Raw genomic sequence first — 24,531 nt, 5'->3', positions numbered from 1 at the left:
GTCCTCAACTGACTGAAAAAGCGACATGCTGACCATCAAGAACCTCAGCGCCGGCTACGGCAAGGTGCAAGTCCTGCACGGCATTTCGCTGGAAGTGCCCAAGGGCCAGGTCGTGACGCTGATCGGCTCCAACGGCGCCGGCAAGACCACGACGATGCGCGCCGTGAGCGGCATGATCGCGCCCACCGGCGGCGAGATCACGCTGAACGGCAAGCGCATCGACGGCCTGGAGAGTTACCACATCGCCCGCCAGGGCCTGGCCCACTCGCCCGAAGGCCGCCGCGTGTTTGCGACGATGACGGTCACCGACAACCTGCGCCTGGGCGCCTTCCCGCGCTACACCGGTGCGCGGCCCAAGGGCAACGTGGAGGCCGACCTCGAAAAGGCGATGGAACTGTTTCCGCGTTTGAAGGAGCGCCGCATGCAACTGGCCGGCACGCTGTCCGGCGGCGAGCAGCAGATGCTGGCGATGGCACGCGCCACCATGCTCAATCCCGAGGTGGTGCTGCTGGACGAGCCGTCCATGGGCCTGGCGCCCATCCTCGTCGACGAGGTGTTCCGCATCATCGAACGGCTGAAGGCAGAGGGCGTGACCATGTTGCTCGTCGAGCAGTTCGCTGCGGCTGCGCTGAAGGTGGCCGACTACGGCTACGTGTTGGAGAACGGCCGCATCGCCGTGCACGGCCCGGCCGAGAAGCTGCGCAACGACCCCGCCGTGCAGGCCGCCTACCTCGGCGGTGGGCACTGAGTTGGACAAGCCCGGCTACCGTCTCAGCTTCGCCGCCGAGGACATTGACGCCGTCGCCGCGCACGCCTTCCTGACCCGCGCCTACTGGTGCGAAGGCATCCCGCTGGCATTGATCGAGCGGGCCATCGCCAACTCGCTGTGCATCGCGCTGCATGCCGACGCCGATGGTGAACACGCAGGCCAGGTCGGGTTCGCCCGCGTCGTCACCGACCGCACCACCTTCGCCTACCTCTGCGACGTCTACGTGCTGGAAGACCACAGGGGGCAGGGCCTGGCCGATTGGATGGTTCAATCCCTGCTCGCCCACCCGGACCTGCAAGGCCTGCGACGCTTCATGCTGTTCACGCGAGACGCCCATCCGCTGTACGCCCGCTACGGCTTCAAGCCGCTGGCGACGCCGGACCGCGGCATGGAGGTCGTGCGGCCGGGGATCTACCTCACCGCACCACCTCCTACCGATGCCTGAACTGCGCCGTTTCGTCCAGGTCGACGTCTTCACCGCCGTCCCGCTGAAGGGCAACGCACTCGCGGTCGTCGTCGATGCCGGTGGCCTGTCCGACGACGAGATGGCCGCGTTCGCGCGCTGGACGAACCTGTCCGAGACGACATTCCTGCTGCCGCCCACCGAAGAGGGCTCGGCAGGAGGTGCCGACTACCGCGTGCGCATCTTCACGCCCGGCGGTGAGCTGCCCTTCGCGGGCCATCCGACGCTGGGCAGCGCGCACGCCTTCCTGGCCAGTGGCGGCGACGTGAAGAAGCCCGGCGAGGTCGTGCAGCAATGCGCCATCGGCCTGGTGCGCGTGAAGCGCGACGGCGCCCGCCTGGCTTTTGCCGCGCCGCCGCTCAAGCGCAGCGGCCCGGTCGATGCGGCCGGCCGTGCGCAGGCCCTCGCGGCGCTGCGCATCGCGCCCGAGGACTTGCTGGATCTGGTGTGGGTCGACAACGGCCCGGGCTGGATGGCCGCCCGCCTGCCCGACGCGGCCGCCGTGCTCGCGCTGCAGCCTGATTTCGTCGCGATGCGGGGCCTCAAGCTCGGCGTCGTCGGCGCTCACCCGGCGGGCAGCGAATGCCAGTTCGAGGTGCGCGCCTTCGTGCCCGACCTGGGCGTGCCGGAAGATCCCGTCACCGGCAGCCTCAACGCCGGTCTGGCGCTGTGGCTGCAGGAGACGGGCCTGGCGGGCGACCGCTACGTCGCCGCGCAAGGCGCGGCGCTGGGCCGAGCCGGCCGCGTTCACGTGCAGCGCGACGCCGAGGCCACGTGGATAGGCGGCGACGTGACGCCGCTGATCCACGGTCAGGTGAGGTTGTGATGACGGAGGAACTCTTCCGTGAAGACGCGACGCTGCTGCAATGCACGGCGACGGTGACCGCGCAAGGGGAGGGCGGCGTCACGCTCGACCGCACCGTCTGCTACCCGCTGGGCGGCGGCCAGGCGGGCGACACCGGCTGGCTGGCCTGCGGCGAACAGCGCTGGCGCATCACCGACACGCGCAAGAGCAAGTTGCAGCCCGGCGCCATCGTCCACCTCGTCGAAGGCGAGCTGCCGGCGGTCGGCGCCACCGTGCGGATCGAGGTCGATGCGGCACGCCGTCACGCCCATCGGCGCTTCCACACGGCCACGCACCTGCTGTGCGCGTTGCTGCCGTATCCGGTCGACGGCTGCTCCATCACCGAGACCTACGCGCGGCTGGACTTCCACACGGACGAGCCGTTCGACAAGGAGGCCATCCAGGTCGGCCTGAATCGATTGGTGTCGGAGGCGCATCCGGTCAGGCACCGCTGGATCAGCGAGGACGAACTCGACGCCAACCCCGGCCTCGTCCGCTCGATGAGTGTGCAGCCGCCGCGCGGGCTGGGACGCATCCGCGTGCTGGAAGTGGAGGGCGTCGATCTGCAGCCTTGCGGCGGTACGCACGTGTCGAACACGTCGGAGATCGGAGCTGTGGTCGTGACCAAGATTGAAAAGAAGAGCGCCAAGACCCGCAGGGTCGTGCTGGGCTTTGCCCAGTCGAGCGAAGCTTGAAGCGCGCTTCTTCGGGGAGCACTCATGTGAGTGCAGCGAACGTGGGTGATCACCAAAAGAAGAGCGCCAAGACCCGCAGGGTCGTGCTGGGCTTTGCACAGCCGCTGCCAGCTTGATCCAGTGCATGGCCTTGGGATGGGTCGCCTGACGCCGCTGGCTAAACTGCGCTGCCTATGGTTGGCCCCGACATCCAGCTCATCACCCCCGAGTCCGCTGCCGACTGGCAGGACGCCCGGCTCGTGCTGCGCGACTATGCCGCCAGCCTGAACGTTGACCTCGGCTTCCAGGGCTTCGACGCCGAACTCGACAGCCTGCCCAGTGTCTACGCGCCGCCTGGCGGGCTGATGCTATTGGCGCTCGTCGACGGCGCCGTGGCCGGCAGCGGTGCCTTCCGGCCGCTGCCCGATGCCGACTACCCCAACGCCTGCGAGATGAAGCGCCTGTTCGTGCGCCCGGCGTTCCGCCGCTTCGGCCTCGGCCGTATCCTGGCGCAGGCGCTGATGGACCGCGCCACCGAGGCCGGCTACTCGTCCATGCTGCTGGACACGCTGGACGACATGGAGGCCGCGCGTGGCCTGTATGAGAGCCTGGGCTTCGTGGAGGTGCCGCCGTTCTATTTCAACCCCGTGCCCGGCGCGCACTACCTGAAGGCCGAACTCGGCGTCTTCCGGCCGAGTTACTTCGGATAACCGCCTAGAGTGCCGGCATGGCACTCGATGACATCCAAGCCCTGGGCCCCCACCGCTGCCTGCTCGGCGAATCGCCGTTGTGGCATCCCACTGAACAATGCCTGTACGCCGTGGACATTCCCGGCCGGCAGGTCCTGCGCTGGCGTGACGGCGCGGTCGAGCCCGATGCGTGGCCGCAGGCGGCCGAGCCCGGCTGCATCGCGGCCCGCGCGGGCGGCGGCCTGCTCGTCGCGCGTCGCGATGGCTTGTGGGCGCTGGACACGGACACCGGCGTCCAGGCGCTGATCGCGCTGCCGCCCTACGACCCGGCCCGCCTGCGCTTCAACGACGGCAAGGTCGATCCCGAAGGCCGGCTGTGGGTCGGCAGCATCTCGGACGCCCGCGAACCCGAGGCAGCGCTCTACCGCTTCGAGGGCGGGGCGTTCGCCGTGCAGGTGCCGGCGCTGACCACGTCCAACGGCCTGGCGTGGAGTCCTTCGGGTCAGCGCCTGCATTGGTCCGACACCAAGGCGCACCGCATCTACGTGGCTGACTTCGACGCGGCGGCGGGCGTGCTGCGCGCGCCGCGGGTGTTTGCCGAATTCAAGCCCCGCACCGCCGGCGAGCCGTATGGCGGCCGCCCCGATGGCGCCGCGATGGATGCCGACGGGCATTACTGGGTGGCGATGTTCGAGGGCGGTTGCCTGCTGCGCATCGCGCCGACCGGTGAGGTCGTGCGGCGCGTCGAGCTGCCGGCGACCTGCCCCACGATGCCGACGTTTGGCGGCGCCAATCTGCGCACCCTTTTCGTGACGACGTCGCGCGAGAAGCGCCCCGCCGACGAACTCGCGCGCGAGCCATGGGCGGGCGCGGTGCTGCGGTTGCGTGTCGACGTACCGGGCTTGCCTGCGACGCTGACGCAGAGCTGAATCCCGTCCGGTCGCAGGGACAGGTTTACCCCGGTGTAACTCGTCACATATAATGAAGGGCTTTGTGGATGGTGCTCACGCGCCGCCGCGGTGCAGCCAGCCCTGGCAGTCTTGGGGTTGAGTCGTCATTCCAGGATTTCGTGCCATGACCGACAACGGCCCCCGAAAGACCTGGCCCCCCGCGCTTGCCGCGGCCGGTGGCTGGGACGACGAGAGTGAGGAGCCCCCCGTCAAGGCCTTGAGCCCGGAGCAGGCGGCGGCACTGAAGTCTGCATTGCCGATGCTGTCGCCCTGGCGTGTGCTGGGGATGCAGCTCGTGGTGGGCCTGTTGTGCGCAGCTGTGATCCGGCTGTTCACGGCGTCTGGCGTGGCCATGGTCTCGTCGCTGTATGGCGTCGCGGCGGTGGTGCTGCCTGGCATGCTGCTCGCGCGGGGCATGACAAAGCATGTGAACTCGGCGGTCTCTGCGGCTGCGGGGTTCATGGGTTGGGAATTTTTGAAAATCGGTGCATCGATCGCGATGCTGGTGCTGGCGCCGAAAGTGGTGCCGGGCCTGAGTTGGCCGGCCCTGCTGGCCACCCTCGCGGTGTGCATCAAAGTGAACTGGCTGGCGCTCGCGTGGCGCGGCCGCAAATAGAACTGACGAGGCAGGACGAAACATGGCAGCAGAAGGCCACGCTGAATCGGCAAACGGCGCCGCCCCCAGCGCCGGTGAATACATCATTCACCATTTGCAGCACGCGCAGAGCGGCACCCAGAAGGGCATTGTCGACTTCTCCGTCGTCAACCTCGACTCCATCTTCTTCAGCGTGCTGCTGGGCCTGGTGGGATGCTTCCTGCTGTGGCGCGCCGCGAAGGCGGCCACGTCGGGCGTGCCGGGTCGTTTCCAGGCCGCGGTCGAGATCCTGGTGGAGATCGTCGCCGACCAGGCCAAGGGCATCGTCCACAACGCCAACAGCCGCAAGCTGGTCGCGCCGCTGGCCCTGACCGTGTTCGTCTGGATCTTCCTGATGAATGCGATGGACTTGTTCCCGGTGGACCTGTTCCCGTGGATCTGGCAGCAGATCACCGGTGACCACCACGCCAAGCTGCGCGTCGTGCCGACCGCCGACCTGTCCATGACCATGGGCCTGTCGCTGGGCGTGCTGATCACGTGCCTGATCTACAACGTGAAGATGAAGGGCGCCGGCGGCTGGGCTCATGAGCTCGTTGCGGCGCCGTTCGGTGACAAGGTCTACCTGTACCCGGTCAACTTCCTGATGCAGATGATCGAGTTCGTGGCCAAGACCGTCTCGCACGGCATGCGGCTGTTCGGCAACATGTACGCCGGCGAACTGATCTTCATGCTGATCGCGCTGATGGGTGGTGCCTGGACGCTGTCCGCCACCGGCATCGGCCTGGCCATCGGTCACATCGTCGCGGGCTCCGTGTGGGCGATCTTCCACATCCTGATCATCACGCTGCAGGCGTTCGTGTTCATGATGCTGACGCTGGTCTACATCGGCCAGGCGCACGACGCGCACTGATTGCACGTCGATCGAGCCGCTTTTTTCCAAGCAGTTTTCCCTCAACCCTTTCTCTCTCTAAATCCTCTAAGGAGTCATCGTGGAAGTCATTAGCTTTGTTGCTCTCGCCGCTGGTCTGATCATTGGTCTGGGCGCCTTCGGTGCTTGTATCGGTATCGGCATCATGGGCAGCAAGTACCTTGAGTCCGCCGCTCGTCAGCCCGAGCTGATGAACGAACTGCAGACCAAGATGTTCCTGCTGGCCGGCCTGATCGACGCGGCCTTCATCATCGGCACCGGTATCGCCCTGTGGTTCGCCACCGCCAACCCGTTCCTGGGTCAGATCGCCGCCGCGCTGGCTGCTGGCGCCAAGTAATTCGATGTTGTCGACCCGCCGTGGCCGCGGTTGCCCCGGCGGTTTCCGCACTCGAAACTTTGTGAGGCACCACCGTGTTTATTAACGCGTCGCTCATCGTTCAGATGATCGTGTTCCTGATCCTGGTCGGGTTCACGATGAAGTATGTGTGGCCGCCGATCATCAAGGCGCTCGACGAGCGTGCCGCGAAGATCGCCGCTGGCCTGTCCGCTGCCGACAAGGCCAAGGCCGAACTGGCCGGCGCCGAAGCGCAGATCGCCAAGGAACTGGCTCAGACCAAGGCCGAGTCCGGCAAGCTGATCTCGGATGCCGAGAAGCGCGCGGCGGCCATCGTCGACGCCGCCAAGGGCCGCGCCGAGGAAGAAGGCGCCAAGATCCTGGCCGCCGCCAAGGCCGATGCCGAGCAGCAGGTGTCCCGTGCTCGCGAAGTCCTGCGCGAGCAGGTCGCCGCGCTGGCCGTCAAGGGCGCCGAGCAGATCCTGCAGAAGGAAGTCAACGCCGGCGTTCACGCCGAGTTGCTGGCTCGCCTGAAGACGGAGCTGTAAATGGCCGAAATCGCCACCATCGCCCGCCCCTACGCGGAAGCGCTTTTCCAGTTTGCCAAGTCTCAGGACCTGGCGGCCTGGGGTAGTCAACTCGACGCGCTGGCCCAGGTGGCGCAGGACGCCGATCTGCGCCAGTTTGCCGATCACCCGAAGGCTCAGCCCGAACAGGTGCTCGCGGTCATTGCCGCGGCTGCCAAGCAGGACCTGGCGCCGGGCGTGCAGAACTTCCTGCGCGCCGTGATCGAGAACGGCCGTCTCGCGGCGCTGCCCGAAGTCGTTGCCCAGTACCACGTGCTGGCCAATGCCGCTTCCGGCGTGTCCGACGCGCACATCTACAGCGCCTACGACATCAGCGACGCCCAGTTGGCCGAGCTGAAGACGACGCTGGAGCAGCGCTTCGGCCGCAAGCTTGACGCGCATGTGCAGATCGAGCCGGCGCTGATTGGCGGCGTGCGCGTGGTGGTCGGCGACGAGGTGCTGGACACCTCCGTCAAGGCCCGCCTTGAGCGCATGAAGGTCGCCCTGACTGCCTGACGGCTGCCCGAGCCACCGCAAGACATCCCATCGATTCACCCTGCGACTGACCCGCCCCATGGCAACGGTCTGGCCGCTCCGGGTACTGGAGACCCAGCATGCAACTCAATCCCGCTGAAATTTCCGAACTGATCAAGAGCCGCATCGAAGGTCTTGGTGTCGGTTCGGACATCCGCAACCAGGGCACCGTCGTGTCCGTTTCCGACGGCATCGTCCGCGTCCACGGCCTGTCGGACGTGATGCAGGGCGAAATGCTCGAATTCCCGGTTGCCAAGGACGGCAGCCAGACTTTCGGCCTGGCGCTGAACCTTGAGCGCGACTCCGTCGGCGCCGTGATCCTGGGTGCCTACGAGCACATCTCGGAAGGCGACACCGTCAAGTGCACGGGCCGCATCCTGGAAGTGCCGGTCGGCCCCGAGCTGATCGGCCGCGTCGTCAACGCACTGGGCGAGCCCATCGACGGCAAGGGCCCGATCAACGCCAAGATGACCGACGTCATCGAGAAGGTCGCCCCGGGCGTGATCGCCCGCAAGTCGGTCGACCAGCCCGTGCAGACCGGCCTGAAGTCCATCGACTCCATGGTGCCCGTCGGCCGCGGCCAGCGCGAACTGATCATTGGTGACCGTCAGACGGGCAAGACCGCCGTCGCCATCGACGCGATCATCAACCAGAAGGGTCAGAACATGACCTGCGTCTACGTCGCCATCGGCCAGAAGGCGTCGTCGATCAAGAACGTGGTGCGTGCTCTGGAGCAAGCCGGTGCGATGGAATACACCATCGTCGTGGCCGCCTCGGCGTCCGAATCGGCCGCGATGCAATACGTGTCGGCCTACTCGGGCTGCACGATGGGCGAGTACTTCCGCGACCGCGGTCAGGACGCGCTGATCATTTACGACGACCTGTCCAAGCAGGCCGTCGCCTACCGCCAGGTCTCGCTGCTGCTGCGCCGCCCGCCGGGCCGCGAAGCCTACCCCGGCGACGTGTTCTATCTGCACAGCCGCCTGCTGGAGCGCGCCGCCCGCGTGAACGCCGACTACGTCGAAGCCTTCACCAAGGGTGAAGTCAAGGGCAAGACCGGCTCGCTGACGGCCCTGCCGATCATCGAGACGCAGGCCGGCGACGTGTCCGCCTTCGTGCCGACCAATGTGATCTCGATCACCGACGGCCAGATCTTCCTGGAAACCAGCCTGTTCAACGCCGGTATCCGCCCCGCCATCAACGCCGGCATCTCGGTGTCGCGCGTCGGTGGTGCCGCGCAAACCAAGCTGATCAAGTCGCTGTCCGGCGGTATCCGTACCGACCTGGCGCAGTACCGTGAGCTGGCCGCGTTCGCGCAGTTCGCCTCCGACCTGGACGAAGCCACCCGCAAGCAGCTGGACCGCGGCGCCCGCGTGACGGAGCTGCTGAAGCAGGCGCAGTACTCGCCGCTGTCCATCTCGCTGATGGGCGCGTCGCTGTACGCCGCCAACAAGGGCTTCATGGACAGCATCGAAGTGAAGAAGGTCCTGGCCTTCGAGCACGGCCTGCACCAGTACCTGAAGACCAGCCACGCCGCGCTGCTTGCCAAGCTGGAAGCCGACAAGGCGATGGACAAGGATGCGGAAGCTGAACTGAATGCGGCCATCACCGCCTTCAAGAAGTCCTTCGCTTAAGAAGCCACGGTAACGCGGGGCCGAGCCTCAACACTCAGCCCTGCACTGACTAGGAGTTCGAATGGCTTCAAGCAAAGAAATCCGCGGCAAGATCAAGTCGGTCGAGAACACCAAGAAGATCACCAAGGCGATGGAGATGGTCGCCGCATCCAAGATGCGCAAGGCGCAGGAGCGGATGCGGTCGGCCCGTCCTTATGCCGAGAAGATCGGCAACATCGCGGCTGAACTGGCCAAGGCCAATCCCGAGTACCGTCATCCCTTCCTCGTCAAGAACGAGGAAGCGAAGAAGGTGGGCATGGTCGTCGTCACGACGGACAAGGGCCTGTGCGGTGGTCTCAACACCAACCTGCTGCGCGCGGCAGCGTCCAAGCTCAAGGAGCTGGAGGCAGTTGGCCAGTCGGCCGAGGTCGTCGCCATCGGCGGCAAGGGCCTGGGCTTCATGAACCGCGTCGGCGCCAAGGTCGTTGCCCATGCCACGCAGCTCGGCGACCAGCCCCACATCGAGGCCCTGATCGGCCCCGTCAAGGTGCTGCTGGACGCGTACGCCGAAGGTAAGCTGTCCGCCGTCTACCTCTGCTACACGCAGTTCATCAACACGATGAAGCAAGAGGTGAAGGTGCACCAGTTGCTGCCGCTGAAGGCCGCAGACATGGCGACGCCCGATGCGCAAGGCCAGGCCGGCCACTCGTGGGACTACATCTACGAGCCGGACGCCGCCACCGTCATCAACGAGCTGCTGATGCGCTACACGGAAGCGCTGGTCTTCCAGGCCGTCGCCGAGAACATGGCCAGCGAGCAGTCCGCCCGCATGGTGGCCATGAAGGCCGCGACCGACAACGCCGGCACGCTGATCGGTGAGCTGAAGCTGGTCTACAACAAGACCCGCCAGGCCGCGATCACCAAAGAGTTGTCCGAGATCGTCAGCGGCGCGGCCGCGGTCGGTTGAGTCGATTCGGCACGCAAAGAATTGAATTGAAGGAACGCAAAAATGGCTAACACTCAAGCAGTCGGCAAGATCGTTCAGTGCATTGGCGCCGTCGTGGACGTGGAATTCCCGCGCGACCGCATGCCCAAGGTGTACGACGCGCTGAAGATGGAAGGCTCCGCCCTGACGCTGGAAGTCCAGCAGCAGTTGGGTGACGGCGTGGTGCGGACGATTGCCCTGGGCAGTTCGGACGGCCTGCGCCGCGGCACCGAAGTCTTCAACACCGGCGACACCATCCAGGTGCCGGTCGGCAAGGCCACCCTCGGCCGCATCATGGACGTGCTGGGCAACCCCATCGACGAACGTGGCCCGGTCTCGTCCAGCCTGACCGCCTCCATCCACCGCGCGGCACCCGCCTACGACGAGCTGAGCCCGTCGCAGGACCTGCTGGAAACCGGCATCAAGGTGATCGACCTGATCTGCCCGTTCGCCAAGGGCGGCAAGGTGGGCCTGTTCGGCGGCGCCGGCGTCGGCAAGACCGTGAACATGATGGAGCTCATCAACAACATCGCCAAGGCGCACAGCGGTCTGTCCGTGTTCGCCGGCGTGGGTGAGCGCACCCGTGAGGGCAACGACTTCTATCACGAGATGTCGGACTCCGGCGTCGTCGTGCAGGACAAGCTCGAAGACTCCAAGGTCGCCATGGTCTACGGCCAGATGAACGAGCCCCCGGGCAACCGTCTGCGCGTCGCGCTGACCGGCCTGACCATCGCCGAGTCGTTCCGCGACGAAGGCAAGGACGTGCTGTTCTTCGTGGACAACATCTACCGCTACACGCTGGCCGGTACCGAAGTGTCCGCACTGCTGGGTCGCATGCCTTCCGCCGTGGGCTACCAGCCGACGCTGGCCGAGGAAATGGGCCGCCTGCAGGAGCGCATCACGTCGACCAAGGTCGGCTCGATCACGTCCATCCAGGCCGTCTACGTCCCCGCGGACGACCTGACCGACCCGTCGCCTGCCACGACCTTCGCCCACCTGGACGCCACCGTCGTGCTGTCGCGTGACATCGCCTCGCTGGGCATCTACCCCGCCGTGGACCCGCTGGACTCGACCAGCCGCCAGATCGACCCCAACGTCGTCGGCGAAGAGCACTACACGACGACCCGTGCCGTGCAGCAGGTGCTGCAGCGCTACAAGGAACTGCGCGACATCATCGCCATCCTGGGCATGGACGAACTGTCGCCGGAAGACAAGCTGTCGGTGGCCCGCGCCCGCAAGATTCAGCGCTTCCTGTCGCAGCCCTTCCACGTCGCCGAAGTCTTCACCGGCTCGCCCGGCAAGTACGTGCCGCTGAAGGAAACCATCCGCGGCTTCAAGATGATCGTGGCCGGCGAGTGCGACCACCTGCCGGAGCAGGCGTTCTACATGGTCGGCACGATTGATGAGGCGTTTGAAAAGGCCAAGAAGATTCAGTGATGTTGACAGGGGCGCTCCGCGCGCCCGGTCTCCCGCAGAACCTTCTTCAACTTTGAATCGCTAAGGAAGATTGACATGGCAACCCTCCACGTCGACGTGGTCTCCGCCGAAGAGCAGATCTTCTCCGGCGAGGCCAAGTTCGTTGCCCTGCCGGGCGAAGCCGGCGAGCTGGGCATCCTGCCCAAGCACACGCCGCTGATCACCCGCATCAAGCCGGGCGCCGTGCGCATCGAGCGCCCTGACGGCACCGAAGAATTCGTTTTCGTCGCCGGCGGCATCCTCGAGGTTCAGCCGAACCGCGTCACCGTGCTGGCCGACACCGCCATTCGCGGCAAGGACCTGGACGAGGCCAAGGCGCTTGAAGCGAAGAAGATCGCCGAGGAAGCGCTGCGCAACGCCAAGGACAAGCTCGACCAGGCGGCCATCCAGAACGAACTGATGGGCCTCGCTGCCCAGATCGCAGCGCTGCAGAAGTTCCGCAAGAAGTAAGACGCCGCCGCGTCGACCGCTTCCAGAATGGGCGTCGGGTCACTCCGACGCCCATTTGCATTTGTGGCGGAGTGGGCTGTCGTCGCCGCCGTCAACGCCCCACAGGACAGTGCGCTCCCCCGTATTTCGGGTGGGGAATATTGCTCGTATGGGTAGAGCCGGCGCGGCGAGGCGCACGTAGGATTGCGGGCTTGCCAATCCGCCCCGAGCCGAGCGCCGGGGCGTTTCAACGGAGACACCTGAGACCATGAAGTTCAAGCCCTTGATCTTCGGCCTGACGAGCGTGCTGTCGGTGGCCGCGCTGGCCCAGGTTCCTTATGTCTTCAGCTACAACCCCGGGCCCAGCCACGGCACGAAGTGGATGGCCAAGCCCTCCGACGGGCAGGTCGAGTCGTCCGTCTCGGTGCTGATGGCTGCGCCGCGCGCGGTGTGGGCGCGGGTCTGCTACAGCATCGGGCCGTCGGACAGCACCGTCACCGTCTACACCCAGACGCGCAACGAGCCGGTGCGTTCGTCCGAGATCGCCTGGGGTGGCTGCTCCGACGTCTTCGGCACCAGCATCTGGATCGGCAACCCGCATCTGCAGACCGTGGGCGGGCACTACGGCATTGCGCCTGCCACGCCCGGCGACTGAAGAAAAGAGGGCGCGCGCGATGCGCCTCGACTTAACTTGGCGTTACCCTTCATAACGCTTGCACACTAGGAGCACTTGCATGACAGCACTCAAAGACGTGGCCCGTGCCGCGCGCAACACCGGTCTCGTCCTCAGCCCGCTGCTGCTGGCCGGATGCCTGGCCACCGCCCCGACGATGGGTGAAGACAAAGGCACCGTGTCCGGTGCCGCGGGTGGCGGGCAGGCCGAAAACCAGAACAGCAAGCTGGAGCGCTGCGACGAAACGCTGGGCACCATCACGCTGCAGGAAGACACCCAGGCGCCGTGGTGGTTCCAATTGCGTGAGCGCCAACTCGGCTCGACCGTCCCGGTGCTGCGCCTGATGATCCAGCAAAGCAATTGCTTCGTCGTCGTCGAGCGCGGCCGTGCCTTCGCCAACATGGAACGCGAGCGTGCGCTGATGCAGTCGGGCGAAACCCGGGCCGGCAGCAACTTTGGCCAGGGCCAGATCGTCGCGGCCGATTACACGTTGAGCCCCGAAATCCAGTTTTCCGGCAAGACCGGCGGTGGTGGCGGTGGCATCGGCACCGGTGCCATCGGCCTGCTGACGGCCGTGGCCGCCAACGTCAGCAAGAACGAAGCCTCGACCACGCTGCTGCTGGTGGACAACCGCTCGGGCGTGCAGATCTCCGCGGCCGAAGGCACGGCCAAGAATTTCGACTTCGGCGTCGGCGGCTTCAGCTTCCTGGGTGGCAGCGCGGTGGGCGGCAGCGCCTACGCCAAGACGCCGCAGGGCAAGGTCATCGTCGCCGCCTTCGCGGACTCGTTCAACCAGATGGTCAAGGCGCTGCGCAACTACAAGGCGCAAACCGTCAAGGGTGGTCTGGGCGCTGGCGGTCGCCTGGGCGTGCAGGGAGGCTCGACGGCAGCGTCCAAGGAAGTCGACGCCGCCGCCGCCGCACCCAAGGCGGCACCCGCTGCCGCGCCCAAGCCGGCTCCGAAGCCGGCCGCCAAGCCGGCGGCGAAGCCCGCGGCCGCAGCGTCCGGGGCGAAGGGCAGTTGAGCGCCCGTATCCTGCACAGGCGAGTTGTTGACGCGGCTCGCCGGGAGCGGATGCCTGGGCATTGCAGAGCGACCGTGTCGACACTCAAGCTCCGAAGTAATTGATCGGCCGCGCCCTGCGGCGCAAAGTTTGACGGCAGGCCTCGCGCCTGCCGTCCGTGTTTGCGAACTGCCATGAAAAGTCCCAACAACTTGCTCATCACCGCGCCCGACGGCGCGCAGGCCGAACTCAGCTTGCTGGGCGGCCATCTGCTGTCCTGGCGCCCGGCAGGCGGCGTTGAACAGCTGTACCTGTCCCCGCGCAGCGAGTTCACTGCCGGCAAGGCCATCCGTGGCGGCGTGCCGGTGATCTTTCCGCAGTTCTCCGAGCGCGGTCCGGGGCCGCGCCACGGCTTCGCGCGCACCGCGCTGTGGGAACTGGTGAGCCAGCAGCAGGGCAAGGACGACGTGCTCGTCGTGTTGCGCCTGCAGGACAGCGAGGACACGCGACAGCTCTGGCCGCATGCCTTCGAGCTGGAGCTGAGCGTGCGCATCGGCGGACGCGAGCTCGACATCGAGCTGGCCTGCGACAACACCGGCGACGCGAGCCTGCAGTTCACGGCAGCCTTGCACACCTACCTGCGCGTGGCGGACCTGGACGCGGTCAGCGTCGAAGGTCTGGCCGGCCTGCGCTACTGGGACAACGTCAAGAAGGCGGAAGCACTGCAGCGCATGGACCTGCTGCTGACGGGCGAGAAGGGCGTGCTGGACCTGGACCGCATCTACTTCGGCGTGAAGGAGCGCCCGCTGCTGGTGGCCGAGGAGCGCCGCCAGGTGGTCATCCGCCAGCAGGGTTTCGAGGATGCGGTGGTCTGGAACCCGGGTCCCGAGCGTTGTGCCCAACTGCCGGACATGCCGCCGGAAGGCTGGTCGGAAATGCTGTGCGTGGAGGCGGCCAGCATTGGCCGGCCCGTCGAGTTGCAGGCGGGCGAAAGCTGGGTCGGCAGGCAGAGCCTGAGCCTGGTCTGAACCGGCGACATCTGCCACGGATAATGAGCCCCATGTTCGCCCCCCTGCAAAACGACAGCTTCCTGCGCGCCTGTCTGCGCCAGCCCACCGAGCACACGCCGATCTGGCTGATGCGCCAGGCGGGCCGCTACCTGCCCGAGTACCGCGCCACGCGCGAGAAGGCGGGCAGTTTCATGGGCCTGGCCACCAGCACCGACTACGCCACCGAGGTGACGCTGCAGCCGCTGGAGCGCTTCCCGCTGGACGCGGCCATCCTGTTCAGCGACATCCTGACCGTGCCCGACGCGATGGGCCTGGGCTTGTCGTTCCAGCAGGGCGAAGGGCCGAAGTTCGCGAAGGTCGTGCGCGACGAAGCGGCTGTCGCGGCGCTGGACGTGCCCGACATGGACAAGCTGCGCTACGTCTTCGACGCGGTCACGTCCATCCGCCGCGCACTGAACGGCCGCGTGCCGCTGATCGGCTTCTCGGGCAGCCCGTGGACGCTGGCCTGCTACATGGTCGAAGGCGGCGGCTCGGACGACTACCAGCGCGTGAAAAGCCTGATGTACTCACGCCCGGACCTGATGCACCGCATCCTGGACATCAATGCGCGTGCCGTCTCGGCTTACCTGAACCTGCAGATCGAAGCGGGTGCGCAGGCGGTCATGGTGTTCGACTCCTGGGGTGGCGTGCTGGCGGATGGCGCCTTCCAGCAGTTCAGCCTGGCCTATTCGCGCCAGGTGCTGGCGGCGGTCAAGACCGAGCACGACGGGGTGCGCATCCCTCGCATCCTGTTCACCAAGGGCGGCGGCGTGTGGCTGGACGAGATCGCCGACGCTGGCGCGGACGTCGTGGGCCTGGACTGGACGATGAACCTCGGCACCGCACGCGCCCGCGTGGGTGACCGCGTCGCCCTGCAGGGCAACCTGGACCCCAACGTGCTGTTCGCGCCGCCCGACGCCGTGCGCGCGCAGGCGCGTGCGGTGCTGGACAGCTTCGGCAAGCCTGCTGCGGGCCACGGCCATGTCTTCAACCTCGGCCATGGCATCAGCCAGTTCACGCCCCCGGAGAGTGTCCAGGCGCTGGTGGACGAGGTGCATCGGCATTCGCGTCGGTTGCGCGGCGAGGCTTGACAACATCGCCGAATCGGCGGCTTGTCATGCGACTTATCCCCAAAAAAAGGGATGCAGGTGCGGAAGACTTCTGTTGGTGCGGCGCAGCTAAGAGTTTTCCCGACTTTCTGCTAAGTCGTTGATTTGCAAGGACTGCCGCGAAAGCCCATCGAGACTGGCGAACGCAGCGGCGGCGCACCAGGATGGGTGCTCTTCCGCGGACCGGGCGATTTGCTCACAAACTTATCCACAGAAATTGTGGGCAACCCGAGAGTCCTTGCAAATCATGAACTTGCGGTTGCTTCCTGAGCTTCAGCTTCATGAAACGCGCGGAGCTTGGCTTGACTGACCTGCCGTATCGCGAGGTGGTCCGCGTGGCCGTGGACACCCCCCAGCACAGCGGCCTGGAGGGCCTGCTTGACTACGCCAGTGAGCAGGCACTTGCACCGGGCTCGCTCGTGCGCGTGCCGCTGGGCAAGCGCGAGTTGCTGGGCATCGTCTGGCCCGGCACCGCCGAGCCCACCGACGGGCGGGCATTGCGGTCCGTGGCTGCCGTCTTCGACACGCTGCCGCCGCTCGGCGCGCACTGGTGCCGGCTGCTGGATTTCGCCGCGGGCTATTACCAGCGCAGCGTGGGCGAGCTCGCCAGCGCCGTGCTGCCGCCGCAGCTGCGCGAGCTGTCGCCGGCACAACTCGCGGCCAAGCTGCGCAAGCTGGCACGCAAGCCTGCCCCGGCCGAGCGGCCAGTCGATCCGGTCAGGCCGGCGCTGGCGGCCGAGCAGGCCGAGGCGGTGGATCGCATCCGCGCGCGACTTGGCGGCGACGACGTGAAGCCGCTGCTGCTGTTCGGTGTGACGGGCAGCGGCAAGACCGAGGTCTACCTGCGCGCCGCCGAGGCCGCGCTCGCGGCTGGGGGTCAGGTGCTGGTCTTGGTGCCCGAAATCAACCTGACGCCGCAGCTCGAAGCGCGGTTCACCGAGCGCTTCGCCGCGCTGTTGCCGCAGCCGCTGGCCATCGTGTCGCTGCACAGCGCCTTGACGCCCGCGCAGCGCGTGCAGAACTGGCTGGCCGCGCACCTGGGCACCGCCCGGCTGGTGCTGGGCACGCGGCTGGCGGTGTTCGCGTCCTTGCCCGAACTGGGCCTCATCGTCGTCGACGAGGAGCACGACCCCTCCTACAAGCAGCAGGACGGCGCCCGCTATTCGGCGCGCGACCTGGCAGTCTGGCGTGGGCACGACCTGAAGATACCGGTCGTCCTCGGGTCGGCCACGCCGTCGCTGGAGAGCTGGCAGCACGCCGAATCGGGCCGCTACGAGCGGCTCACGCTGGCCTCACGCATCGGTGGCGGCGCGCTGCCCAGGGTGAAGCTCTTCGACATGAAGTCGCTCCCCTCCTCAGCGGGCGTGACCACCGCGCTGACGGCGCCGCTGCTGGCTGCGCTGAAGGAGCGGCTGGCGCGTGGCGAGCAAAGCCTCGTGTTCCTGAACCGCCGTGGCTATGCGCCCGTGCTGCACTGCGGCGAATGCCAGTGGAAGAGCGACTGCCCGCATTGCAGCGCGTGGCGTGTCTTCCACAAGCGCGACCGCACGCTGCGCTGCCACCACTGCGGCTTCACCGAACGCGTGCCGCGCGCCTGTCCCAACTGCGGCAACGTGGACATCGCACCCATCGGCCGCGGCACCGAGCGGCTGGAGGAGCAGCTCGGCGAGGCGCTGCCGGGCGCGCGCGTGCTGCGCATCGATGCCGACTCCACGCGGCGCAAGGGTGAGTTGGAGACGCAGTTGAAGGCCGTGCACGACGGCGACGTGGACATCCTCGTCGGCACGCAGATGATCACCAAGGGGCACGACTTTCGCCGCATCCGCTTCGTGGCGGCGGTCAACCCGGACGGGGCGCTGTTCAGCAGCGATTTCCGAGCGCCGGAGCGGCTCTTCGCGCTGCTGATGCAGGCCGGCGGCCGCGCGGGCCGGGAGGCGTCGGGCGAGGGCGCCAGCGAAATGTGGGTGCAGACCTGGCATCGCGACCATGCGCTGTACCAGGCGCTGGCGCGGCATGACTACGTGCGCTTCGCCAGCGACCAGCTCGCCGAGCGCCGCTCAGCCAGCCTGCCGCCGTTCTCGCACCTCGCGCTGCTGCGCGCCGAAGCCCGCACGGCCGACGCTGCCAAGGCATTCCTGGATGCGGCCGCGGCGCTGGTGCGGCACGAGCACGTGCTGGTCTACCCGCCCGTGCCGCATGCGGTGGCGCGCGTGGCGGACGTGGAGCGCATGCAGATGCTGGTGGAGGCCGGCCAGCGCGCGCGGCTGCAGGCGATGCTGCGGGAGTGGGTGCCGCAGCTGATCGCGCTCAAGCGCGAACACAGGGCGATCGTGCGATGGGCCGTGGACGTCGACCCGCTGGCGATCTGACGGGCGGAGGGCCGCCTCAGCCGTGCCTGGCCTGGCCCAGGCTGCTGGCCAACGCGGCGGCGCGGCGCTGTTGTTCCCGGCGGCGCAGCGCCTGGCCGATGGGCCGCACCGCCGCCAGGGCGGCCACGGCCAGCACGATGACCAGCGTGCCGAGATCGATCTGCTCGGCCAGTGAGCCGAAATCGTTGGAGGCCGGCCTGCTGGCAGGCTTCCAGTGGGTCGCACCGTTCAGCGAAGCCAGGCTGGCCGTGCCCAGGTGGCTGGCGTCGGCGATCACGGTCGTCGTCGCCGAATCGACATCGGCCGCTTGGCGCGTGTCACGCGCAGCACCGGCCAGTGCGTCGGAACTCAGGACGACGGTGGCGGCGACGGCGGCGGCAAGGACCAGGGCTTTCATGCAGGCTCGCTACGGAGTGATGGGCTGGTGCGCATTGTTCGCAGCCTAGCGTGGCTGTGATGTGAAGACTTCACGCGCTTGGGGGGGACCCCCGCGAATGAGCGGATCAGGATGGCCGATCCGTTGCAATACGCCCTATCCCTGCCCCTGCCCCGAGGCCGCTGCCCGCGCTGCCGCCTTGGCGGCGAGTTCCTCGCGCATGCGCTTGAGCTTCTCGCGCGGGTCCTCGCGGCCGCTGGTTTCGTCCAGCTTCATCTCCGCCAGGAATCGGCTGGGGATGCCGACCACGGTGTCGCGGCCCTTCTTGCGCCGACGCAGCGTGGACACGGCCAGCGTCGTGCGCGCACGCGTGATGCCGACGTACATGAGCCGGCGCTCCTCCTGCAATGCCTCGACCGTCAGCTCGGCCTCTTCGCGCTTGAACGGCAGCAGCCCCTCGTTGACACCGGCCAGCACGACGTGCGGCCATTCCAGCCCCTTGGAGGCGTGCAGCGTGGTCAGGGTCACCTGGTCCTGATCCTCGCCGCGCTCGGCCAGCGACAGGATCACGCTGATGGTCTGCGCCACGTCCAGCACGCTCTGCTTGGGCTCGGTGAAGCTGACGCCGTCTTCCTCGCTGTGCTGGCCGCCGCAGCGCTTGGCCACCCAGTCGACGAAGTCCAGCACGTTGCCCCAGCGCGCCTGGGCGACCTTCTCGTTCTCCTCGTTCTCGAGCAGGTGTTGCTCGTAGCCGATGTCCTTGAGCCACTGCAGCAACACGGGCCGCGCGGCCGTCTCGCCCTCGGTGTGGCGGGCCTGGTACTGCAGCTCGTTCACGGCGCGGCCGAACTCGTGCAGCCCCGCCAGCGCACGGGCCGTGATGGCCGTGGCCAGGCTTTCGGAAAACAAGGCCTCGAACATGCTGCACTTCCACTGCGCCGAGAAGCTGCTCAGCGCCCCGAGCGTGGTGTGGCCGATGCCACGCTTGGGCGTCGTCACCGCGCGCAGGAAGGCGGGGTCGTCGTCGGGGTTGACGAGCAGGCGCAGCCAGGCGCACAAGTCCTTGATCTCGGCCTTGTCGAAGAAGCTCTGGCCGCCGGAGACCTTGTACGGGATCTGCGCGCGGCGCAGCGCCTGCTCGAAGATGCGCGCCTGGTGGTTGGCGCGGTACAGGATCGCGAAATCCCTGAACTGCGGACCCTGGCCGTCGGCGCGCAACTGCTGGATGCGCGCGACGGCGCGCTCGGCCTCGTGCTCCTCGCCGTCGGCCACCAGCACCGCGATGGGCTCGCCGTCGCCGTATTCGCTCCACAGCTTCTTTTCGAACAGCTTGGGGTTGCCGGCGATGACGTTGTTGGCCGCGCGCAGGATGCTGCCGGTGGAGCGGTAGTTCTGCTCCAGCGGGATGACCTTGAGGCTGGGGTAGTCGGTCGGCAGCCGCTTCAGGTTCTCGATGGTGGCGCCGCGCCAGCCGTAGATGGATTGATCGTCGTCGCCCACCGCAGTGAACATGCCGCGCTCGCCGACGAGCGCCTTCAGCAGTTCGTACTGCACGGCATTGGTGTCCTGGTACTCGTCCACCAGCACGTAGCGCAGCTTGTCCTGCCACTTCGCGCGGGCCTCGGCGTTGGTCGTCAGCAGCCGCAGCGGCAGCGTGATGAGGTCGTCGAAGTCCACCGCCTGGTAGGCCGACAGACGCTCCTGGTAGCGCACCATGACGGCGGCGGCGGCGCGCTCGTCCTCGTCCTTGGCGGCGTGGGCAGCCTGCGCCGCGTCCAGCCCCTGGTTCTTCCACAGCGAGATGGTCCATTGCCAGCGGCGCGCCTGGTTGATGTCCACCGTGCCGCCGGCATCCTTGAGCACGTTGAGCACATCGTCGCTGTCGAGGATGGAGAACTGCTCCTTCAGCCCGACGCGCGCGCCCTCCTCGCGCAGCAGGCGCACGCCCAGGCTGTGGAAGGTCGAGATCGCCAGGTCCCGCGCCGCCTTCTTGCCCACCAGCGTCTTGGCCCGCTCGCGCATCTCCTGCGAGGCCTTGTTCGTGAACGTGATGGCCGCGATCTGGCTGGCGCGGTAGCCGGACTGCAGCAGTTGCGCGATCTTGGTCGTGATGACGCGCGTCTTGCCCGAGCCGGCGCCCGCGATCACCAGGCACGGCCCCTTCAGGTAGTGGACGGCTTCGAGCTGGGCGGGGTTGAGGCCGGCTGGCGTGGGGGCTGCGGACATGGGGGGCGGATCATGCCACCCGCGCCACACCCTCTCCCGGCAAGGCGCGCAAGCCCAGCCCCAGCAGCAGCAGCGTGAAGAAGATGAAGCCGATGCGGGGTGCGTCCAGCAGGCTGTCGAAGGCACCGACGGCGCCGAAGCCGATCAGCGCCGCGACGATGGCCGGTGCCAGCGGATGGTCGCGGCCGCGGCCGAAGGACAGGCGCGTGAGCGCCAGCAGGTAGGCGCAGCCCAGCAGCGTCACGCCCACGAGGCCCTGCTCGAACAGCACATGCAGCGCGGCGTTCTTGACGTGCCAGGGCAGGTGATGGCGATCACTGGAGAAGAACCAGCGCGCCATCTCGCGGTTGAAGTCGCCGTTGGCCAGCAACTGGCGGCCTTGCGCGTCCTGCATCGCGATGCGCGAGACGTCGACGCGCGCGCCGCGCGTGTCCAGCGCCATCGAGAACGTCACGAAGCGCGGCGCCCACCAGTCGCCGCCCAGTGCCGGCACGGGGCCGAGCTTGAACTGGGTGGTCTGCCATGCGCCCACGCCGTCCTGCACACCGCTGGCGCGCTGGGGTTTGAGCAGCACGCCGGCTTCGCTGCAGTTGTCCGGATAGATCAGGTTCTTCTCGCACACCTGCAGCACCAGGTTCGCGTCGGCGGCCGTGCGGCTGACCAGCGTCACGGTGACGGGGCCGGGTGCCGGCGCCGTCATGCGCTGGCTGATGCGCAGCATCTCGCCGCGGCCCAGCATGTGCTTGCCGGCGGCCAGCGCGAGGTAGGACTCGCCGTCGTCGCGGCGCAGCCGGTAGTCGCCGATCTGGCTGCTGAGCGGGCCGTCGTAGAAGTTGCTCGGCACGAAACGGCCACTGCCCTTGCCCAGCACCCACTGGCGGCCGCCGTGCAGCAGCTGCAGGCTGTCGTGCCAGTGCGTGAGGCGGGTCTGGCCGTCCTCCTTCCACGTCGCGACGCGGTCGCGCAGGTAGGCGCCACCACCCAGCGCCGCGACGATGGCCATGACCAGCATCAACCCGGCCACGAGCAGCGCGCGCTTGCGCCAGCCGGCCTTGCCGCTGCTGCCGGCCCCCTGCAAGGGCCACAGCCGCGGTTCCAGCAGCATGGCAGCCCACAGCCCGGCGAGCGCCACGCCGGCCGCCAGTGCGGTCCAGCGCCCGGCGGTACCGCCCCAGTAGTCGGCCACGATGACCATGGTGGCCAGCAGCCAGAACCAGGCCGTCGTCACCAGCAACACATACAGGGGCCGCGCCTGTCCCGGCGCGTCGCGCCAGCGCAGCGCGGCGCAGCACAGCAGCGCGACGACATTGAGCACATAGGCTGCCTTGGGCACGGCCAGCGACAGCGCCCAGCTCGCCGCGCCCAGCAGCAGCGCCAGCACGCCGCCCATCAGCAGCGCCGTCAGCCGTTGGCCTACCGTGGGCCGCCACAGGCTCGCCGGCATCGTCAGCAGGATGAGCATGACGAAGAACAGTGCCAGCAGGCCGCGGTAGCCGCCGCCGCCGAAGACCAGCGCGGCCGCCAGCGCGAACGCGCCGGCCATCGCCAGCGCGCCGAACTTGGCCAGCCGCGGCAGCGGTGCATCCACGGCGCCGAAGGTGCTGTCGAGGTGGCTGCTGTCGGGCTCTGCGGCGGCGGCGCGGCGGCGCTGCGCATCGGCCAGCATGACCATGGGCACCAGCGCCAGCGGCAGCGCGAGGTAGACGCCGCGCGAGAAGGTCGTGAGGCAGGCGTAGGCGGCCAGCAGCATGATGACCAGGCCGATGGCGAAACGCCACGGCGAGCGCGTGCGCAGCAGGGCCAGCAGCGCGAACGGCAGTGTCATCACGAGGAAGCCGTCCAGCGCGGCGCCGCCCACGTGCATCTCCCAGAAGAGCGCGGTCGTGCGGTAGTCGGTGGAGAAGTCCAGCAGCCCCGTGTAGGCGACGCGCTCCCACAGCGCGGCGGCACTGCCGCCGGCCAGCGCCACCACGAGCCCCAGCAGCACACCGCGCGAGAAGCTGCGCGGCCGCGCAGCAGCGGCGGCCGTCCACAGCGGCAGCAGCGCCAGCACGAGGAAGATGGCCTTGGCGTTGCGCACCGAGTTCATCGCCTCGTGGTAGCCGTGGAACCAGCCGAACTGGAAGCCGCCCGCATCGGCGAATCCGCGCTTCACGCTCCAGGCGGCGGACAGCGCGAGCGCCACGACCAGCAGCAGGACGGCGGGCGAATAGGACAGCGCGTGCCGCCAGGCCGGCGCACGGTCGCGTGCGTTCAACTGCAGTGCATAGGCGAGGTAGCCGCCACAGCCGCAGGCCGTGACGAGCAGGTCCAGCTCTTCGAAAGTGATCCAGCCCGTCCATGGCGCCAGCCCGATCAGCGGCAGCGGCGCGAGCACCAGCACGGGCGTCTTGACCCAGAACAGCGCGGCCAGCAGCACGGCGACGCCCCAGGCGGCGAGCGCCAGCGGGCCGGACAGCGGGTGATGCCAGGCCAGTTCGGCGCCGACCAGCCCCAGGGCCAGCCCGGCGGCGAGTGCTGCCCACTGGGCCCGCGTGGCCGGCAGCCGCAGCTGCAGGTCGCCAAAACCCAGCAGACCGGCCGGCGCCGTACCGACGGCGGCCATCAGCGCTGACGCCGGATCAGGCCGGGGCAGGTCAGGGGAAGACGGGCGACGTGCGAGGGCGCGAACAGCGGGCGTGCCATGAAACCTCCGGGAAGGCGCGCATTGTTGCCGAGCGCTGCCCGCGCCGCATCGCGGGCAACCCCAGCAGCGCGCTCAACTCTGCGCCGGGCTGGCGGTCGGTGCCGCGGTCGCGGCAGCCGGGGCCTGGTTCGACAGCCGGGCGGCCATGGCCAGCAGCACGAGGCCTGCGGCGGCACCCAGCCATAGCCAGCGGCGCCATCCGGACAGCGGCCTGCGGGCCGGCTCGGCAGTGACTGCCTCGGGGGCGGGTCGGGCCACCTTGCGCTCGGGGCTCAGGGCCAGCCACTCGCGCAACTCGTCGGCCATGCCTTCGGCGCCGCGCATGCGCAGCTCCGGGGAATCGGCCATCGCGGAGCGCAGCAGCGCGTCGAGCTTGAGCCGCTGGGCCTCTTTCAACGTGGGCCACTGGTCGGCGGCACTGCCGCGCAGCGGCGCCAGGCCTTTGGGCGTGACCTCCCAGCCGCAGACGAGCCCGCGGGCGAAGGCACCGAGGCCGTAGACCTCGCTGGCCAGGCTGGGCGGCGCGCCCGCGCGGCGCTCGGGGGCGACGAAGGCCGGCGAGGCGCCCAGGCTGATGCCGCGGTCGAAAGGGTCGGTGGGGTCAGGGATGCGGGCCAGGCCCAGGCCCATCAGCCGCACGCCGCCTTCGGGGCCCAGCCAGATCATGGCGGGGTCCAGCTCGGCCAGCAGCCAGCTCTGCTGGTGCGCGAAGCGCAGCGCCTCGCACAACTGCACCAGCAGCTCGATGCGCTCGCGCAGGTCCAGGGTGTGCAGTTGCGGCAGCAGCGGCTCGCCGTGCTCGCCCTCGATGATCAGGTAGGGGTGCGCGTCGGGTGTCACACCGCTGTCGCTGGGCACGGCGATGTGCGGGTTCAGCAGCTTGGCAAGGTCACCCACCTGATCGGCATAGCGCAGCATGACGCCGGCGCCCAGGTCGCTGCGGTCCAGCACCAGCACCGCGGCCTTCTGCTCGGTGGCCAGGGCATGGTGGGCGCTGTACCACTGGCCCGCATGGGCCTGCTCGCCGTCGGGCAGCGGCTTCAGCAGCCGCCACACGCCCAGCACCTGGCCTTCGTCCAGCGCGGCGGCGGCAGCAGGCGGTGGCAGGGTGAGATTGGGCATGCGCATGGCGCGGCATGTTAGGGGTGACCCCAGGGTGGCGCCATCCCTTGCGGCCACAAAGCGAGCCCC

General features: G+C 68.2%; 24 protein-coding genes. 20 read left to right on the top strand and 4 right to left on the bottom strand.

Features of this window, described 5'->3' with window-relative positions:
- Nucleotides 1–25 precede the first annotated feature (25 nt).
- The 20 genes from ACO07H_RS21700 (at nt 26) to ACO07H_RS21605 (ending at nt 18,052) form a co-directional block, all read left to right on the top strand.
- Nucleotides 26–748 carry an ABC transporter ATP-binding protein gene (locus ACO07H_RS21700; protein WP_422018045.1) on the top strand — a complete coding sequence of 241 codons (723 nt, stop codon included), beginning with the start codon at nt 26–28 and terminating at the stop codon, nt 746–748.
- Nucleotides 738–1,214, top strand: coding sequence for a GNAT family N-acetyltransferase (locus tag ACO07H_RS21695; RefSeq protein WP_422018043.1), 477 nt, complete (start codon nt 738–740; stop codon nt 1,212–1,214). Before ACO07H_RS21700 ends, ACO07H_RS21695 begins: the two co-directional genes overlap by 11 nt.
- Nucleotides 1,207–2,058 carry a PhzF family phenazine biosynthesis protein gene (locus tag ACO07H_RS21690; RefSeq protein WP_422018041.1) on the top strand — a complete coding sequence of 284 codons (852 nt, stop codon included), beginning with the start codon at nt 1,207–1,209 and terminating at the stop codon, nt 2,056–2,058. The genes ACO07H_RS21695 and ACO07H_RS21690 overlap by 8 nt, the downstream gene beginning before the upstream one ends.
- Complete coding sequence (locus ACO07H_RS21685; RefSeq protein WP_422018039.1) at nt 2,055–2,771, top strand: alanyl-tRNA editing protein; 717 nt, start codon at nt 2,055–2,057, stop codon at nt 2,769–2,771. Before ACO07H_RS21690 ends, ACO07H_RS21685 begins: the two co-directional genes overlap by 4 nt.
- A 173-nt stretch (nt 2,772–2,944) precedes the next feature.
- Nucleotides 2,945–3,460: a GNAT family N-acetyltransferase gene (locus ACO07H_RS21680; protein ID WP_422018037.1), complete on the top strand. Its 516-nt coding sequence runs from the start codon at nt 2,945–2,947 to the stop codon at nt 3,458–3,460.
- Nucleotides 3,461–3,477: 17 nt separating this feature from the next.
- Nucleotides 3,478–4,368 (top strand): SMP-30/gluconolactonase/LRE family protein, encoded by an 891-nt coding sequence (locus ACO07H_RS21675; RefSeq protein WP_422018035.1) that lies wholly within the window; start codon nt 3,478–3,480, stop codon nt 4,366–4,368.
- A gap of 145 nt (nt 4,369–4,513) precedes the next feature.
- Nucleotides 4,514–5,005, top strand: a complete 492-nt coding sequence (locus ACO07H_RS21670) for an ATP synthase subunit I (protein WP_422018033.1) — start codon at nt 4,514–4,516, stop codon at nt 5,003–5,005.
- 22 nt (nt 5,006–5,027) lie between these two features.
- A complete protein-coding gene (atpB, locus tag ACO07H_RS21665) occupies nt 5,028–5,894 on the top strand; it encodes a F0F1 ATP synthase subunit A (RefSeq protein WP_422018031.1) in 867 nt (288 codons plus the stop codon).
- Between the two features lie 79 nt (nt 5,895–5,973).
- Nucleotides 5,974–6,249, top strand: coding sequence for a F0F1 ATP synthase subunit C (gene atpE / locus ACO07H_RS21660; protein WP_422018029.1), 276 nt, complete (start codon nt 5,974–5,976; stop codon nt 6,247–6,249).
- Nucleotides 6,250–6,323: 74 nt separating this feature from the next.
- Nucleotides 6,324–6,794, top strand: a complete 471-nt coding sequence (locus ACO07H_RS21655; RefSeq protein WP_422018027.1) for a F0F1 ATP synthase subunit B — start codon at nt 6,324–6,326, stop codon at nt 6,792–6,794.
- On the top strand, nt 6,795–7,328 hold the full coding sequence (locus tag ACO07H_RS21650; RefSeq protein WP_422018025.1) for a F0F1 ATP synthase subunit delta: 534 nt from the start codon (nt 6,795–6,797) through the stop codon (nt 7,326–7,328). It abuts the gene before it with no gap.
- A gap of 98 nt (nt 7,329–7,426) precedes the next feature.
- On the top strand, nt 7,427–8,980 hold the full coding sequence (gene atpA, locus ACO07H_RS21645; RefSeq protein ID WP_422018023.1) for a F0F1 ATP synthase subunit alpha: 1,554 nt from the start codon (nt 7,427–7,429) through the stop codon (nt 8,978–8,980).
- 61 nt (nt 8,981–9,041) lie between these two features.
- Complete coding sequence (atpG, locus tag ACO07H_RS21640; RefSeq protein WP_422018021.1) at nt 9,042–9,926, top strand: F0F1 ATP synthase subunit gamma; 885 nt, start codon at nt 9,042–9,044, stop codon at nt 9,924–9,926.
- Nucleotides 9,927–9,968: 42 nt separating this feature from the next.
- Nucleotides 9,969–11,381, top strand: coding sequence for a F0F1 ATP synthase subunit beta (gene atpD, locus ACO07H_RS21635; RefSeq protein WP_422018019.1), 1,413 nt, complete (start codon nt 9,969–9,971; stop codon nt 11,379–11,381).
- Nucleotides 11,382–11,456: 75 nt separating this feature from the next.
- The gene (locus tag ACO07H_RS21630) at nt 11,457–11,870 is read left to right on the top strand and encodes a F0F1 ATP synthase subunit epsilon (protein WP_422018017.1); all 414 of its coding nucleotides are present in this window, start codon (nt 11,457–11,459) and stop codon (nt 11,868–11,870) included.
- Nucleotides 11,871–12,117: 247 nt separating this feature from the next.
- Nucleotides 12,118–12,504, top strand: a complete 387-nt coding sequence (locus ACO07H_RS21625) for a hypothetical protein (RefSeq protein WP_422018015.1) — start codon at nt 12,118–12,120, stop codon at nt 12,502–12,504.
- Between the two features lie 79 nt (nt 12,505–12,583).
- Nucleotides 12,584–13,546 carry a CsgG/HfaB family protein gene (locus ACO07H_RS21620; protein WP_422018013.1) on the top strand — a complete coding sequence of 321 codons (963 nt, stop codon included), beginning with the start codon at nt 12,584–12,586 and terminating at the stop codon, nt 13,544–13,546.
- Between the two features lie 173 nt (nt 13,547–13,719).
- The gene (locus ACO07H_RS21615; RefSeq protein WP_422018011.1) at nt 13,720–14,553 is read left to right on the top strand and encodes a D-hexose-6-phosphate mutarotase; all 834 of its coding nucleotides are present in this window, start codon (nt 13,720–13,722) and stop codon (nt 14,551–14,553) included.
- A 32-nt stretch (nt 14,554–14,585) separates the two neighbouring features.
- Nucleotides 14,586–15,665, top strand: a complete 1,080-nt coding sequence (hemE, locus tag ACO07H_RS21610) for a uroporphyrinogen decarboxylase (RefSeq protein WP_422018009.1) — start codon at nt 14,586–14,588, stop codon at nt 15,663–15,665.
- A gap of 299 nt (nt 15,666–15,964) precedes the next feature.
- Nucleotides 15,965–18,052, top strand: a complete 2,088-nt coding sequence (locus ACO07H_RS21605) for a primosomal protein N' (RefSeq protein ID WP_422018007.1) — start codon at nt 15,965–15,967, stop codon at nt 18,050–18,052.
- A gap of 16 nt (nt 18,053–18,068) precedes the next feature.
- On the opposite strand, the gene ACO07H_RS21600 is transcribed toward ACO07H_RS21605, so the two are convergent.
- The 4 genes from ACO07H_RS21600 to ACO07H_RS21585 form a co-directional block, all read right to left on the bottom strand.
- A complete protein-coding gene (locus ACO07H_RS21600; RefSeq protein ID WP_422018005.1) occupies nt 18,069–18,449 on the bottom strand; it encodes a hypothetical protein in 381 nt (126 codons plus the stop codon).
- Between the two features lie 135 nt (nt 18,450–18,584).
- Nucleotides 18,585–20,654: a UvrD-helicase domain-containing protein gene (locus ACO07H_RS21595; protein WP_422018003.1), complete on the bottom strand. Its 2,070-nt coding sequence runs from the start codon at nt 20,652–20,654 to the stop codon at nt 18,585–18,587.
- A 10-nt stretch (nt 20,655–20,664) separates the two neighbouring features.
- Nucleotides 20,665–23,259: a hypothetical protein gene (locus tag ACO07H_RS21590; protein ID WP_422018001.1), complete on the bottom strand. Its 2,595-nt coding sequence runs from the start codon at nt 23,257–23,259 to the stop codon at nt 20,665–20,667.
- Nucleotides 23,260–23,412: 153 nt separating this feature from the next.
- A complete protein-coding gene (locus ACO07H_RS21585) occupies nt 23,413–24,462 on the bottom strand; it encodes a hypothetical protein (RefSeq protein WP_422017999.1) in 1,050 nt (349 codons plus the stop codon).
- Between the last annotated feature and the right edge of the window lie 69 nt (nt 24,463–24,531).

Origin of the sequence: Roseateles sp., assembly GCF_965229315.1 — a bacterium.
GTDB lineage: Bacteria > Pseudomonadota > Gammaproteobacteria > Burkholderiales > Burkholderiaceae_C > Pelomonas.
This window is presented reverse-complemented; position numbering and strand designations above follow the sequence as displayed.

Coding starts and splice junctions, on each gene's coding strand:
- ACO07H_RS21700 (WP_422018045.1), top strand. CDS start 26: ATGCTGACCATCAAGAACCTCAGCGCCGGCTACGGCAAGGTGCAAGTC.
- ACO07H_RS21690 (WP_422018041.1), top strand. CDS start 1,207: ATGCCTGAACTGCGCCGTTTCGTCCAGGTCGACGTCTTCACCGCCGTC.
- ACO07H_RS21680 (WP_422018037.1), top strand. CDS start 2,945: ATGGTTGGCCCCGACATCCAGCTCATCACCCCCGAGTCCGCTGCCGAC.
- ACO07H_RS21675 (WP_422018035.1), top strand. CDS start 3,478: ATGGCACTCGATGACATCCAAGCCCTGGGCCCCCACCGCTGCCTGCTC.
- ACO07H_RS21670 (WP_422018033.1), top strand. CDS start 4,514: ATGACCGACAACGGCCCCCGAAAGACCTGGCCCCCCGCGCTTGCCGCG.
- atpB (WP_422018031.1), top strand. CDS start 5,028: ATGGCAGCAGAAGGCCACGCTGAATCGGCAAACGGCGCCGCCCCCAGC.
- ACO07H_RS21650 (WP_422018025.1), top strand. CDS start 6,795: ATGGCCGAAATCGCCACCATCGCCCGCCCCTACGCGGAAGCGCTTTTC.
- atpA (WP_422018023.1), top strand. CDS start 7,427: ATGCAACTCAATCCCGCTGAAATTTCCGAACTGATCAAGAGCCGCATC.
- atpG (WP_422018021.1), top strand. CDS start 9,042: ATGGCTTCAAGCAAAGAAATCCGCGGCAAGATCAAGTCGGTCGAGAAC.
- atpD (WP_422018019.1), top strand. CDS start 9,969: ATGGCTAACACTCAAGCAGTCGGCAAGATCGTTCAGTGCATTGGCGCC.
- ACO07H_RS21630 (WP_422018017.1), top strand. CDS start 11,457: ATGGCAACCCTCCACGTCGACGTGGTCTCCGCCGAAGAGCAGATCTTC.
- ACO07H_RS21625 (WP_422018015.1), top strand. CDS start 12,118: ATGAAGTTCAAGCCCTTGATCTTCGGCCTGACGAGCGTGCTGTCGGTG.
- ACO07H_RS21620 (WP_422018013.1), top strand. CDS start 12,584: ATGACAGCACTCAAAGACGTGGCCCGTGCCGCGCGCAACACCGGTCTC.
- ACO07H_RS21615 (WP_422018011.1), top strand. CDS start 13,720: ATGAAAAGTCCCAACAACTTGCTCATCACCGCGCCCGACGGCGCGCAG.
- hemE (WP_422018009.1), top strand. CDS start 14,586: ATGTTCGCCCCCCTGCAAAACGACAGCTTCCTGCGCGCCTGTCTGCGC.
- ACO07H_RS21605 (WP_422018007.1), top strand. CDS start 15,965: ATGAAACGCGCGGAGCTTGGCTTGACTGACCTGCCGTATCGCGAGGTG.
- ACO07H_RS21600 (WP_422018005.1), bottom strand. CDS start 18,449: ATGAAAGCCCTGGTCCTTGCCGCCGCCGTCGCCGCCACCGTCGTCCTG.
- ACO07H_RS21595 (WP_422018003.1), bottom strand. CDS start 20,654: ATGTCCGCAGCCCCCACGCCAGCCGGCCTCAACCCCGCCCAGCTCGAA.
- ACO07H_RS21590 (WP_422018001.1), bottom strand. CDS start 23,259: ATGGCCGCCGTCGGTACGGCGCCGGCCGGTCTGCTGGGTTTTGGCGAC.
- ACO07H_RS21585 (WP_422017999.1), bottom strand. CDS start 24,462: ATGCCCAATCTCACCCTGCCACCGCCTGCTGCCGCCGCCGCGCTGGAC.